The sequence below is a fragment of the Salinibacterium sp. NG253 genome (genome assembly GCF_015864945.1).
Taxonomy (GTDB): domain Bacteria; phylum Actinomycetota; class Actinomycetes; order Actinomycetales; family Microbacteriaceae; genus Rhodoglobus.
Genome location: NZ_JADYWF010000001.1, coordinates 347,209 through 360,605 on the forward strand (window position 1 = coordinate 347,209; position 13,397 = coordinate 360,605).

Here is a 13,397-nt window from a genome sequence, read left to right on the forward strand (position 1 = left end):
TGGCGCTCAAGCTGATGCGCGTGTTAAGCCAGTAAAACTATAGTTCATCGCTGAACAGCGACGAATTCCTGTCAGCCATTCCAAAATGTTCCCACGCCGCGCGCGTTGCCACTCGGCCTCGCGGCGTGCGAGACAGCAATCCGATCCGAACCAGGAACGGCTCGACTACTGACTCGACTGTCTCGGCTTCTTCACCAACCGAAACCGCAAGGGTACTAAGCCCGACTGGTCCCCCATCGAAGCGACTGAGCACCGTGTGCATCACGGCGCGGTCAAGACGATCGAGGCCACGCTCGTCGACGTCGTACAGTTCGAGTGCCGCGCGTACCGCATCCGTGCTGGCGGGAATGCCGTTGACAAGCGCATAGTCGCGCACCCGACGAAGCAAGCGATTGGCGATGCGAGGAGTGCCCCGACAACGGCCGGCAATCTCCGCGATCGCTTCTTTATCGATATCGAGTTCCAACATCGTCGCGGCTCGAGCCAACACTCGCTCAAGTTCCCCTTCATCGTAGAACTCAAGGTGGGCTGTAAAACCAAAACGATCGCGCAACGGGTTCGGCAAAAGACCCGACCGCGTCGTGGCACCGACCAGAGTAAAGGGCGCGATATCGAGCGGGATGGATGTCGCTCCCGCCCCCTTGCCCACCATGATGTCGATGCGGAAGTCTTCCATCGCGAGGTAGAGCATCTCCTCTGCGGAGCGCGCCATGCGATGAATCTCATCGATAAAGAGCACTTCGCCGGGAAGCAGCGACGACAACACCGCCGCCAGATCACCAGCATGTTGAATTGCAGGGCCGCTCGACATGCGCAGCGGGCGGTCGCTCTCATGGGCGACGATCATCGCCAACGTAGTCTTGCCGAGCCCAGGAGGGCCGGCAAGAAGAATGTGGTCTGCGGTGCGATTCTGCATCGCAGCCGCGCGCAAGAGCAATTGAAGTTGTCCGCGCACTTTGGTCTGCCCGACAAACTCGTCAAGAGACTTGGGGCGCAGGGCACCCTCGAAAGCGAGTTCGGCATCCGACTCGACGCCTGAAGTGACGACGTCGTCGTTATCCAGCATTAGAGACCAGCCTTGCCGGTCTGCGAACCAACGAGCAGCAGTGCACGACGAAGAATGGCCTGCACATCACTCTGCTCCGACTCGTCGGCATCCTGAACGGCACCTTCCGCTGCGGGTTGCGCAAGTTTCTCTGCCCAGCCCAAACCTTGGAGCGCCAATGACACCTGTTCGGACACAGAGGTGGAACGCGGCGCGGCAGCAGCGGGTCGGCGTGCGGACACGATGAGCTTGCCTGCCAAGTTCAACACGATGAGCTTGGCGGTCTTGGGCCCGATACCCGACACTTTGCGGAACGCGGAGTCGTTTTCTTCAGCAACCGCGCGCGCCACATCGTCGGGGGCCAACGCCGCCAGCACGCCCATCGCGCTCTTGGGCCCTACACCGGTGACACCACGCAACAAGTTGAATACCTCGAGCTCGTCAGTCGTGCGAAAACCATAGAGGGCTAAATCGTCTTCTCGCACGATTAACGCTGTGTTGAGTTGGGCTTCAGCGCCCACCCGCACGGACAAGGCGTGTTCGGGAGTTACGCTCACGCTCAGGCCGACTCCCCCGACCTCAACAACCAGCGAAGTTCCGACCGCGGCGAGAACGGTGCCACGAAGGGAAGAAATCATAGGTTCAGCCTACGAGCACCCGCTGACTTCTCTGCTGACCGCCACGCCTCCTGAGCGGGGGTGAGCCCGGTTGAGCGTGACGATGCCGGCGCTGCATCCCTCACTCCGAGGCCAGCGGGGACAGGTGCTGCCGCGAAACCAGGACCGCTCTTCCACGCACCGCAGATTGCCAGAGCACACGCATCTGCGGCATCCGCTGGTTTCGGCGCTTCGGCAAGACCGAGCACGCGCGCGACCATGGCGCCTACTTGCTTCTTCTCCGCACCGCCATATCCCGTAATGGCAAGCTTCACTTCGGTAGGCGTATGCAAGGTCACCGGGATGCCGTGACGTGCGGCGACATACATCGCGACGCCACTGGCCTGGGCCGTGCCCATCACTGTGCTCACATTGTTTTGGGCGAAGACTCGCTCAAGGGCGAGCTGCTGCGGAGCGAACTCGGCGATGATGGCGTCAATACCGTCGCCGATCTCGCGCAACCGCTCTTCCAATGCCATTGCTGGCGGAGTACGGACTACCCCGACGTACACCAAAGTCGCACGACGATTGGGCGCAACATCGACCACACCGATGCCGCACCGCGTGAGCCCGGGATCGATCCCGATCACACGCAGCGTCATCGACTAGTCCTCGTCAAGCTCGGCTTGAACCTCAGGCGTGATGTCAAAGTTGGAGTAGATGTTCTGAACGTCGTCGGACTCTTCAAGCGCATCAATCAACTTGAACACTTTGCGCGCCGTGTCTGCGTCAACTTCAACCTTGACGTTCGGAACGAACTCGGCCTCCGAGGCGTCATAGTCGATGCCAGCCTCTTGAAGCGCGTTACGCGACTCAACAAGGTGAGCTGTATCGGTGATGACTTCAAAGCCTTGACCGTGGTTCATAACTTCTTCAGCACCAGCGTCGAGTACTGCCATAAGAATGTCGTCTTCGGTGACGCCCTCAGTCTTGGTGATCGAGATGACGCCCTTGCGTTCAAAGTTGTAAGCGACGCTGCCGGGATCGGCCAACGAGCCACCGTTGCGGCTCATGATCGTGCGAACATCGGCCGCGGCGCGGTTCTTGTTGTCGGTAAGACATTCGACCAGGAGAGCAACACCGTTGGGACCATAGCCCTCGTACATGATGTTGAGATACTCGATGGCGTCGCCAAGCTGGCCGGAGCCACGCTTGACCGCACGATCGATGTTGTCATTGGGAACCGACGTCTTTTTAGCCTTTTGAATGGCGTCGACAAGAGTCGGGTTGCCCGCAAGGTCCGCTCCGCCAATCTTGGCAGCGACCTCGATATTCTTGATCAATTTCGCGAATGACTTCGCGCGGCGAGAATCAGTAATCGCCTTCTTGTGCTTGGTAGTTGCCCATTTAGAATGCCCTGACATGACGGCTATTCTATCCGGCCTCGAGCAGTCTCGCGTGCGCGAATCCCCGCCCTACGACCGATCGACTCTCGTGCGCACGCCGAGCTCGCTCAATTGGAGTTGGGCTAGCAGTGCAACGGTCGTGGTATTTCCTGCCCGCCACTCGGCGGCCGGGTCCGCAGAGACCTGAGACAAAGCCGTCAAATTCTGCGAGGCGAGCGCCCGAAGCGCAAGCAGATCGGCACCACCGGGAGTGGCGAGAACCTTCTTAGCTTCAGTAGCGCGTACCGCGAAGCGAACCCGCGGCAGTAACCAGACGAGCAAAATCAGCACAACCGGAACCACACCGATGAACACTCCAATTAGCGTTGCCGCAGCCAGAACGGTCTCCTGCTGACTCTGGCCTGCGGCCTCCAATGCAGCTCCGGCATCGCTCGCGCCATCAAAAGGGGTGCGGATGCCCGATCCGATCAAAGGAACGGCGCCGAGGGTGTCCCCTAGTTCCACCATCGTCGATCGAAAACCGGCACCGGCATCCTGCATCTGCACACCAAGCTGCTGGAAGGCTGCGATGAGTTGATATACCCACACGGCAATCGCAATCCACACAACGATGAAAGCAAGTGAGAGCACGTCGACCGTGACCTGGCGAGCTCTGCGGGCGGGGTGATCTGCATACAGTTGCATTCCCCCATGATGCAGGATCTATCCGCTGGCGCGCACGCGAGAAATAAAGTACTCGTGAAAACGAGTGTCGCCGGTGATCTCTGGATGAAAGGACGTTCCGAGAACGTTCCCCTGCTCAACAGCCACAATCCTGCCGTCGTCGAGCGTGGCAATTGCTCGTGCTTTCGCCCCCACGGATTCCACTACCGGGGCCCGAATGAATATCGCATGCACGGGCACGTCGCCCAACTCTGGAACGCGGATGTCCGTCTCGAAGGAGTCTGTCTGCGACCCGAACGCATTCCGGCGCACCACAACATCCAGCCCACCAAAAGACCGTTGGCCGTCGATCGAGTCCAGCACGGTGTCAGCGAGCATGATCAACCCAGCGCACGTGCCGTAGACAGGAAGCCCGCCCGCAATCGCTTCGCGTAACGGGTCATACAGTCCATAGAGACGAGAGAGTTTGTCGATCACGCTCGACTCTCCGCCAGGAATGATAAGCCCAGCGATGTGCTCAAGCTGCTGAGGGGTCTTGACCGCGATTGCGGTTTCGCCCAGCAACTCAAGCACAGCGAGGTGTTCACGAAAGTCACCTTGAAGAGCTAGTACTCCGATAGGGAGCTGATCGACCAGCTGACTACCAGCCACGCTCAGAGAGACGGTGGGGAGCAGCAAGGTCAGACACGTTGATGCCAACCATGGCCTCACCAAGTCCGCGCGAAGCAGCAGCGATCACGCTCGGGTCGTCGAAGAAGGTCGTCGCCTTCACGATTGCGGCAGCGCGCTGAGCCGGGTTGCCCGACTTGAAGATTCCGGACCCGACGAACACTCCATCGGCACCGAGTTGCATCATTAGAGCAGCATCAGCGGGAGTCGCTACGCCGCCGGCAGTGAATAGTACAACGGGAAGCTTTCCCGACTCCGCGATTTCACGCACGAGCTCATAGGGAGCCTGAAGTTCCTTGGCCGCAACGTACAGTTCGTCAGCAGACTTCGAGCGCAGTTCGTTGATCTGACCCTTGATGGTGCGGATGTGTTTGGTCGCCTCAGAGACGTCGCCCGTGCCTGCCTCGCCCTTCGAGCGGATCATCGCAGCACCCTCGGTGATGCGACGAAGCGCCTCGCCAAGATTGGTTGCGCCACAGACGAAGGGAACGTCGAAGTTCCACTTATCGATGTGGTTGACGTAGTCGGCGGGGCTCAAAACTTCGGACTCGTCGATGTAGTCGACCTTGAGCGCCTGAAGAACCTGAGCTTCAACGAAGTGCCCGATTCGGGCCTTGGCCATGACCGGAATCGATACGGCGTCGATGATGCCGTCGATGAGGTCGGGGTCACTCATGCGAGCTACTCCACCCTGCGAACGGATGTCAGCGGGGACGCGCTCGAGGGCCATCACAGCGACAGCGCCGGCATCCTCAGCAATCTTTGCCTGCTCTGCGTTGACGACATCCATGATGACGCCGCCCTTGAGCATTTCTGCCAGTCCGCGCTTAACGCGGCTTGTACCGGATTCGTTGGATGAAGTGTTCTCGCTCATAGCTACAACGCTAAGACCGGATGCCGCGAAAGAATGCAGCCAATCTGAACTCAGTGGTTCGTCGGCCAGGCCTTCGCTAGTTCTTCGCGAACCTCACCAAGCAGTCGAGGAATGGCCTTCGTTCCGGCCACAATCGGGAAGAAATTCGAATCAGTTGCCCAACGAGGCACGACATGCTGATGCAGGTGGTTGGCGATGCCGGCGCCGGCTAGCGCACCCTGATTCATCCCGATATTGAAACCGTGAGCCTTCGACGTCTCGCGGAGCACTCGCATCGCTGTCTGAGTGAGTGACGCGATCTCGGCCGTCTCCTCATCCGTCGCCTCGTCGTACAAGGGCACGTGCCGATAGGGGCACACCAAGAGGTGGCCGCTGTTATAAGGGAAGAGGTTGAGCAGAACGAAAGCGTGCTCACCGCGCGCGACAATAAGCGCCTTCTCGTCGTCAAGGGTCGGCGCAACGCAGAAGGGGCAGTCGTCCTTGTCAGGCTGCGACTGATCCATGATGTAGGCGATGCGGTGCGGTGTCCAGAGTCGCTGAAAGGCGTCCGGGACTGCAGCGAAGTCAGCACTCGACTCCCCCGCAGGCAACTCCGAACCGTCGTAGTCGCGCACGAACTAAACCTGCGCTCGCGTCGCGATCGCGTCAGTGATGCGCGTAACCGCATCCGCAATTGGAATGCCATTCTCCTGAGTTCCATCACGGAAGCGGAAGCTCACTGAACCGGCAGCCTGATCCTGTTCTCCAGCGATGAGCTGGAACGGGATCTTCGACTTCGTGTGAGTGCGGATCTTCTTCTGCATGCGCTCACTCGAGTCATCTAGCTCGGCGCGAACGCCGAGCGCCTTGAGCTGATCGATAACGCCGCCCAAGTACTCTTCATAAGCTTCAGCAACCGGGATGCCAACAACCTGAACCGGCGACAGCCAGACAGGGAACGCGCCGGCATAGTGCTCGGTGAGCACTCCAAAGAAGCGCTCAATTGAGCCAAATAGCGCACGATGGATCATCACGGGGCGCTGGCGTGAACCATCCGCCGCCGTGTATTCGAGCTCGAAACGCTCCGGAAGGTTGAAGTCGAGCTGCACGGTCGACATCTGCCACGTACGTCCGATGGCATCGCGAGCCTGAACCGAGATCTTGGGGCCGTAGAAGGCCGCCCCACCCGGGTCAGGAACAAGTTCCAGACCGGACTCGGCTGCAACCTCAGCGAGGGTTTGCGTCGCTTCGTCCCACACGTCGTCATCACCGACGTACTTTTCAGGATCCTTCGTTGACAGCTCAAGATAGAAGTCGGTGAGACCGTAGTCGCGCAGCAAGGAAAGAACGAAGTTGAGGGTGTTGGTCAGTTCCTCCTTCATCCCCTCCTTCGTGGTGAAAATGTGCGCGTCATCCATCGTGAGGCCGCGAACACGTGTGAGGCCGTGAATAACACCAGACTTTTCGTTGCGGTACACAGTGCCGAACTCAAAGAGGCGCATCGGTAAGTCACGGTACGAGCGACCGCTCGACTTGTAAATCAGGATGTGCATCGGGCAGTTCATGGGCTTGAGGTAGTAGTCAGCACCCTGACGAGTGATCTCACCCTCTTCGTTGCGGCCCTCATCGAGGTGCATCGGCGGGAACATGCCGTCCTTGTACCAACCCAAGTGACCGGAGGTCTCGAACAACGCTGCCTTGGTGATGTGAGGAGTGTTGACGAACGAGTAGCCCTCTTGCAAGTGACGCGTGCGCGAATAGTTCTCCATCTCGTGACGGATAATTCCGCCCTTGGGGTGGAACACAGCGAGACCCGAACCGATTTCGTCGGGGAAGGAGAACAGGTCTAGCTCGGCACCGAGCTTGCGATGGTCGCGCTTGAGCGCTTCCTCTTGACGAGCCTGGTATTCACGAAGCTCGTCTTTCGTCGGCCACGCGGTGCCATACACACGCTGGAGCTGCTTGTTCTTCTCAGAACCACGCCAGTACGCGGCGGCGGTACGCGTGAGCGACCAGCCATTACCGATCATGCGGGTATTCGGCAGGTGCGGTCCGCGGCAGAGGTCTTTCCAGTAGACCTCGCCCGTTTTGCCGTCGACGTTGTCATAGATGGTGAGTTCGGCACCGCCGACCTCGACCGATTCGTTGTCGGCATCCGCATCGCCCTCGGCGACGGCGCCTTTGAGACCAATGAGTTCAAGTTTGTATGGCTCGTCCGCGAGCTCTGCACGAGCTTCAGCTTCTGTCACAACGCGTCGCTGAAAGCGCTGCCCCTGACGAATGATGCGATCCATCGCCTTGCTGATCGCCTTCAGGTCTTCGGGCGTAAACGGTTCTTCGACATCAAAGTCGTAGTAGAAACCGTCAGTCACCGGCGGGCCGATACCCAGCTTCGCCGCAGGATTGATCGTCTGAACAGCCTGCGCTGCGACGTGTGCCGCTGAATGGCGAAGGATGTTGAGTCCGTCAGGAGAGTCAATAGTGACTGCCTCGACCTCATCCGTGTCGGTCACCGTCGAGGCGAGGTCTTTCAGCTCACCGTTGACGCGCATGGCGACGACGTTGCGGTCGGTAAATAGGTCGAATCCAGTCTTACTCACACAACAACTTTAGCGGCGATACCGACAGCCCCGCGTCACTAAATGCTCTAGCCACCAAAGATCTGGCTCGCCCACAGAGCAAGCGCCGTACTGGTAAGCGCGTTGGCCCACCCAATCAGGAGTTGCAAAACCCCCACGAGCGAGATCATCAGCGTTCCCCTGGCGCTTCGAGCAGTCGGGATAAGGGCGATAGCGAGAAGCGTCATCGCCATGAAAATATTTCCAGTGGAGCCGTTAGGCAAGAGTCCGAGGGCGAACCCGACGATAAAGGCGCCAAAAACAAGGGTCGAAATAATGATCGCACCCGGCCTGCGAACAATGAGCGCAACCAGCCACGCACTGACGAGGGGTGCGATCACGAATAGGCCCTCAGTAGTGCTAAAGAATTGGCCAACGACAACGAGTCGATCGCCGAATCCAGTAAACGCAGACTGAGTTGCCCCGGCGAAAGGACGCCCAAGAAAGAGAGCGTTGAGAACGGCGAGGGAAATGAGCGCGGAGACGGCGGGATAAAGAATGACGAGCGCGTTTGCCCGTCGAGCGCCGACTACTCCCACGCGACGATGGCGAAGGATAGGCGCGGAGAGCGCCGCAGCAGTGACGTACACGAGTGCTGTCACATCGGTGAGCACCGCGACCATGAAGTAGATTCCGACGCGAAAACCAGACTCTGTGTTACCCCACGTCACAAATCTCACGATGTGTGACAGTCCAAGCCCGAAAAGAAGAAGCCCCAGAAAGGCTGCGTAGTTTTGCGTCGCGTTGTAGAAAAAGAGGGGGTTAAGCGCGAGGGCCATCATGAGAATAACGATCGTCGATCGCGCGAAGCGCCGCTGCACCATGATCTCAATGAGCTTCTGCAGGAAGACTCCGGCGCTCAGCGCTCCGATAATCGAAAGCGTCAGCGCCCCACCAGGCACAAATGCCGCGAGCAAGGTACTGATGGGCGGGAAGATCTCTCCCAACCATTGGGCGTCTGCCCGCTCCCAATCGATCTGGGTAGCTCGCGCAACAAGCGTGGCGTTCGGAGAGTCCGTCGCTCCCAGCGCTGACACGACGACCGCGAAGATGACGTAGGGAAGAGCGAAGATGCCACGGAGCAGCCAGCGGCGATGAGTTCGTCGCGGCCAAACATCGAGGCGAGTCCGTGGAGGTCGGGTCGCGATACGAAGCGCCCGCGTGTTCGTCAGCGGCTCACTCATGATTGGTCTGGCTCGTCAGGCCATGCTCCGTCTTCTCCCAGTAGTGCGGTTTCGTGATGAGCTGCCAGAGCGCCTTGTAGGACGCGATCGAGTGCAGAATCCAGTACAAGGGATTCAGTAGCGCCCAGGGAACGAGCGCGAATGTTCCCCGTTTATAGGGCCCCATCATCGATAAATACACCATGATCGAGCTGCCGATGATGAAGTTAAGGAAGCACACCCACAGCAACCAGACAGGGAAGAACTGCCCGACAAGCTCGGTGGGGAGCACGAGCGAAAGCACCGTGAGGATATAAAACGGCAGCACTCCCAAGAAGGTTGCTGGAGTGCCCGCGATAAGCAAGACGAAACTGCTGAAACGCCAGAAGCCGATCTCCCTCAAGAGGGCTACGGGCCGACGCGCATGCACGAGAGTTGTCTGCATGTAGCCCTTGATCCACCGACTACGTTGCCGGATAAAGTTGGGAATCGACTTGTTGGCTTCTTCCATCGTTGCTGAATTCACCACACCGACCCGGTAGCCAAGGGCACTCGCCCGAATGCCCAGATCGGCGTCTTCGGTGACGTTGTACGGATCCCACCCGCCCAGGCTCTTGAGGGCCTCAGTGCGGAAATGATTCGAGGTGCCGCCAAGTGGGATGGGAAGGTCGAGCGAATCAAGGCCAGACAACATGTAGTCGAACCAGTAGCCGTACTCGAGCGAGAACATCCGGGTCAAAATATTCTCGCGCGAGTTGAAATAGTTCAACGCGGCCTGGACACAGACCGTCTTCTCTCCGCCACGCTGGAAGGAGATATACGCCTTCTTGAGCTGGTCAGGTTCCGGAGTATCTTCGGCATCAAAAATGACGAGGTAGTCCCCCGTGGCAAAAAATAGCCCGACGTTGCACGCACGCGGCTTCGTCTGGGGATGGCCTGCGGGAATCGTGATGATCTGAAAATGATCGGGAGGGGAACTGGCTTCGAACGCGGCCCTCGTCTCATCGTCCGATTCTTCAATCAACACGAAAACCTCAAGCCGATTTGTCGGCCAATCGATATCGCCGAGATTCTTGACGAGCTGAGCGACGATATTTGCCTCTTTGAAGACCGGCACAAGCACCGTGTATCGCGGCAGGTCATCGTTATTGAGTTCTTCGACCTCACGATCGGAGACTCGTTCGACCAGATCGAAACGTGCTCCGCGCAAAGAGATAAAGAACTTGAAAGCCGTGCCGGCGAGAAATACCAGGCTCATTATTGCGATGAGCGAGATCACTGTGATCGCCGGCCAGAGAACCAAAGCAACCACAAAGACGATCAGCAAGAGGATGAACCCAATTTTTTGCCCACGTGACGCAACCGTGCGGGCCGACAACACCGGGTTGCGGTTCCACAACTCATTCGCGGCCTGATCAGCGATCAGCGGCCCAAAAACGTCGAGGATCGTGTGCCAAATCTGGGCGGATGTCGCCGCGACAAAAACGACGTCTCGCCCCAATGCGGCTGCGATCCGCTCGCTGCGCTCCTCATCCGGAACACGGGCTGTCGCAACAAGCGCACGACCGTCAGTCAGCTCGCGGAGTGGCATCCAGTTCTCGGCGATGTAGAGCTGTCCGCTCCATTGGCGGGCGAAGTCACCATCTACCTCAGACATCGGCGCTCGCTCAATGTTCCACACTCGCGATATCACGTCCACCAATGTTGCGTCATCGAGGTGGCCTCGACTGGCGAGCGTTTGGTCGATGTGAACACCCGAGCGGGCTTTAACAGCGCGTGCTTCCGCGATTTGGCTGTGGGTTGCGAGCCCTTCATCGAGCAAGAGCTGGACAAAAGCTTCACTTTGCTGCGATGGTTCCCCGATTTTCCCCATGGCCCTATCGTCGCGCATTCTCCGGCCGCTAGGGGGTGCCACGCTGAAACCCCGCACGCCTAGCGGGTTAAAAAGCAGAAGCCCCGGCGAACCGGGGCTTCATCTGTGAGCGATACTGGGATCGAACCAGCGACCTCTTCCGTGTCAGGGAAGCGCGCTACCGCTGCGCCAATCGCTCATGCTATTTAGTTACGTAAAACACTCGTTACGAGGTGGAGACGGGATTTGAACCCGCGTATACGGCTTTGCAGGCCGCTGCCTCGCCTCTCGGCCACTCCACCGCACATGGAAAGTGCCAGCGAGGCTGACACTTCCCACTTGAGCGGATGACGAGATTCGAACTCGCGACCCTAACCTTGGCAAGGTTATGCGCTACCACTGCGCCACATCCGCATTTACAAGCTATTCGGTTACCCGTTTTCGCGTGCTAGATGACTGTATACGAAGAGTGCGCGAAGTTCCAATTCGGTGGCGAGCGTGTCGTCGAGATATGCGAAGATTGATCTGCGGGCGATTGGCGCAGTTGGTAGCGCGCTTCCTTCACACGGAAGAGGTCATCGGTTCGAGTCCGGTATCGCCCACCGAAGTATGCCCCGTCAGGGCAGCCCACAAGCCTGTTGTGACGGGCGAATTGGCACCGTTCGCCCAGTAACCTTGGTTCATGGCCATTCCTTCGCAGAGACGCCCTTCAGGCATCCGCGAGTTCTTCATTGGTGCAAGTTTTCTGTTTCGGGGTTTCCGAATTTGGATTACGGCACCTCGCCTCATGTTGCTTGGCATGGTGCCAGCAGCAATCGTCGGCGTCATCGCGATTGCCGTGCTCGTCACGTTGTTTGCGAACATCCAGTCGGTGGCCAGCTTTCTGACGCCGTTCGCCAATGACTGGGGAGAGCTCGCGCAGACTGCAACTCAGCTCGCTGCGGGTTTAGCGGTGGTGCTCGCCAGCATCTTGATTGTTGTCAATACATATACGACAACGACGCTGATGGTGGGGGACGCGTTCTACCGAAAGATCTCCGCGCACGTCGACGCTATCAACGGCGCTCCCCCAGCGCAGCAGCCCCTCGGCTTCTGGAAGGACGTTCGGCGTGGTATCGGGGAAGGTATTCGAGTACTGATCCCCACAGTCGGGTTGGCCATTCTTGTCCTTGTGCTCGGCTTCATCCCCGTAGTTGGCTCTGCTGTCGCCGCGACCGCCGGCGCCCTTCTCGGTGGCTGGCTTCTCGTCGTCGAATTGGGCAACATCCCGTTTGAAGCCCGTGGCATACACCTCACTGCACGGCGGCGCGCTCTTCGCGGCACTCGCGCCCGCGCAGTGGGCTTCGGAGCTGCCACCTATCTGGTGTTTCTGATCCCTCTAGGTGCGGTCGTAGCGATGCCTGCCGCACTCGCCGGCGCAACACTCCTGACGCGTTCAGCGCTGGGTGAGGATGTGCGGCCGACGTCCGTCAACGCCACTCCGGATCCGGCCTAGCAACCACCAGAAGACTGACGACACCACGAAGGCATAGCTGGCAGTGGCAATAACACTCAGGAACTGTTGCTCGACGATGTATGTCTGCCCCGTGAACAGAAACCCCGACCCGGTCGCGAGCACGCCAAGCGAAACCACTCCAATGCTCCCGCCCATCAAATGAGCGTTGACCAAAAAACGAAGTTGGTTCCCCAGTGGCGAACCCTTTCGAACCGTGAACGCGCACGCAACAGCTCCAGCGATCAACCCCGCAACCGCGGCTGAAACCGGCGTGAAAAGCGGAGCGCCGGCGCTGACAGCGATGAGACCGCTGACGCCACCTCCCGCCAAGGACCTGAGCGCGACAACCCCATGGTTGATCAGCTGTACCGCCACCCACCCGATCACGCCAAAAACCGCACTGACAGCGCCGTTGGTGACGATGAGACCTACAACATCATCGAGCGCAAATTCGGCGCCTACGAGCCACAGGAGCCAGGAGAAGACAACCCCGACAAGGGCGGCGACCCCGAGGGGCACCGGCAGGGTCATCCGTGCACCACGGATGAGAGAGTGTCGCTCTACGACCAGCACCGCCAACATGCTCGCGCCTACAGCAACGCTCATGACGAGAGCGCCACCGTGGTCGATGGGATTCAACCCGAACGGGGTAATCGTGCCGAATGGCTCAAAAGTGCGCACGGCGATCGGAACGTAGACGCCTACCGCCCAGAAACAGCTGTAAATGACGCTTCGGACGAGAGATGCCCCCGAGCTTCGGGAGACGAGCGTGACGAGAAAACAACACACGGCGCCCAAGGCTGCCAGCGAAGGCATCATCACCAGTCGAAGACTTATGCCCAATGCCGGAATGATCAATGTCCACGCCACGGCTCCGGGCACGGCGCAGGCCAGAGACTCCAGAACGAGACGCCGCCATGTGACCGCCGGAAGAGTGCTCGAGTACAGGAGAACGAGCGAGAAAAACAGCAGGACGAGCGCTACGACACCGATGGCTGCTGCTATTCCATCTCCGACCATCGCTAGCCTCCCCAGCT

Annotated in this window: 13 protein-coding genes and 4 tRNA genes; 2 read left to right on the forward strand and 15 right to left on the reverse strand. The window is 59.1% G+C overall.

Annotated features, from left to right (window positions below):
* Positions 1-37 precede the first annotated feature (37 nt).
* The 14 genes from ruvB to I6E52_RS01770 all read right to left on the reverse strand — a co-directional run bounded on the left by ruvB (position 38) and on the right by I6E52_RS01770 (position 11,279).
* A complete protein-coding gene (ruvB, locus tag I6E52_RS01705) occupies positions 38-1,066 on the reverse strand; it encodes a Holliday junction branch migration DNA helicase RuvB (RefSeq protein WP_197135625.1) in 1,029 nt (342 codons plus the stop codon).
* On the reverse strand, positions 1,066-1,683 hold the full coding sequence (gene ruvA / locus I6E52_RS01710) for a Holliday junction branch migration protein RuvA (RefSeq protein ID WP_197135627.1): 618 nt from the start codon (positions 1,681-1,683) through the stop codon (positions 1,066-1,068). The genes ruvB and ruvA overlap by 1 nt, the downstream gene beginning before the upstream one ends.
* On the reverse strand, positions 1,680-2,297 hold the full coding sequence (gene ruvC, locus I6E52_RS01715; protein ID WP_197156867.1) for a crossover junction endodeoxyribonuclease RuvC: 618 nt from the start codon (positions 2,295-2,297) through the stop codon (positions 1,680-1,682). Before ruvC ends, ruvA begins: the two co-directional genes overlap by 4 nt.
* A 9-nt stretch (positions 2,298-2,306) precedes the next feature.
* A complete protein-coding gene (locus I6E52_RS01720) occupies positions 2,307-3,065 on the reverse strand; it encodes a YebC/PmpR family DNA-binding transcriptional regulator (protein WP_197124565.1) in 759 nt (252 codons plus the stop codon).
* 51 nt (positions 3,066-3,116) lie between these two features.
* On the reverse strand, positions 3,117-3,731 hold the full coding sequence (locus tag I6E52_RS01725) for a hypothetical protein (RefSeq protein WP_197154441.1): 615 nt from the start codon (positions 3,729-3,731) through the stop codon (positions 3,117-3,119).
* A gap of 18 nt (positions 3,732-3,749) precedes the next feature.
* Positions 3,750-4,361, reverse strand: coding sequence for a pyridoxal 5'-phosphate synthase glutaminase subunit PdxT (gene pdxT / locus I6E52_RS01730; RefSeq protein ID WP_307842314.1), 612 nt, complete (start codon positions 4,359-4,361; stop codon positions 3,750-3,752).
* Positions 4,351-5,253 carry a pyridoxal 5'-phosphate synthase lyase subunit PdxS gene (gene pdxS / locus I6E52_RS01735; RefSeq protein WP_197154443.1) on the reverse strand — a complete coding sequence of 301 codons (903 nt, stop codon included), beginning with the start codon at positions 5,251-5,253 and terminating at the stop codon, positions 4,351-4,353. Before pdxS ends, pdxT begins: the two co-directional genes overlap by 11 nt.
* 50 nt (positions 5,254-5,303) lie before the next feature.
* A complete protein-coding gene (locus I6E52_RS01740; protein ID WP_197154445.1) occupies positions 5,304-5,867 on the reverse strand; it encodes an HIT domain-containing protein in 564 nt (187 codons plus the stop codon).
* Between the two features lie 3 nt (positions 5,868-5,870).
* On the reverse strand, positions 5,871-7,784 hold the full coding sequence (gene thrS / locus I6E52_RS01745; protein WP_231601854.1) for a threonine--tRNA ligase: 1,914 nt from the start codon (positions 7,782-7,784) through the stop codon (positions 5,871-5,873).
* Between the two features lie 95 nt (positions 7,785-7,879).
* The gene (locus tag I6E52_RS01750; protein WP_197154447.1) at positions 7,880-9,034 is read right to left on the reverse strand and encodes a hypothetical protein; all 1,155 of its coding nucleotides are present in this window, start codon (positions 9,032-9,034) and stop codon (positions 7,880-7,882) included.
* Positions 9,027-10,886: a glycosyltransferase gene (locus I6E52_RS01755; RefSeq protein WP_231601732.1), complete on the reverse strand. Its 1,860-nt coding sequence runs from the start codon at positions 10,884-10,886 to the stop codon at positions 9,027-9,029. Before I6E52_RS01755 ends, I6E52_RS01750 begins: the two co-directional genes overlap by 8 nt.
* Before the next feature lie 106 nt (positions 10,887-10,992).
* Positions 10,993-11,064 (reverse strand) — tRNA-Val (locus I6E52_RS01760).
* A gap of 32 nt (positions 11,065-11,096) precedes the next feature.
* Positions 11,097-11,167 (reverse strand) — tRNA-Cys (locus I6E52_RS01765).
* Between the two features lie 40 nt (positions 11,168-11,207).
* Positions 11,208-11,279, reverse strand: a tRNA-Gly gene (locus I6E52_RS01770).
* A gap of 115 nt (positions 11,280-11,394) precedes the next feature.
* Between I6E52_RS01770 and I6E52_RS01775 the strand changes: the two genes are divergently transcribed.
* Both I6E52_RS01775 and I6E52_RS01780 read left to right on the forward strand, forming a co-directional pair.
* Positions 11,395-11,467: transfer RNA gene (locus I6E52_RS01775), tRNA-Val, on the forward strand.
* A gap of 80 nt (positions 11,468-11,547) precedes the next feature.
* On the forward strand, positions 11,548-12,360 hold the full coding sequence (locus tag I6E52_RS01780) for an EI24 domain-containing protein (protein WP_197154448.1): 813 nt from the start codon (positions 11,548-11,550) through the stop codon (positions 12,358-12,360).
* Here the strand turns inward: I6E52_RS01780 and I6E52_RS01785 are convergent.
* Positions 12,301-13,380: an ammonium transporter gene (locus I6E52_RS01785; protein WP_197154449.1), complete on the reverse strand. Its 1,080-nt coding sequence runs from the start codon at positions 13,378-13,380 to the stop codon at positions 12,301-12,303. The two genes, I6E52_RS01780 and I6E52_RS01785, sit on opposite strands and share 60 nt — an antisense overlap.
* Positions 13,381-13,397 lie beyond the last annotated feature (17 nt).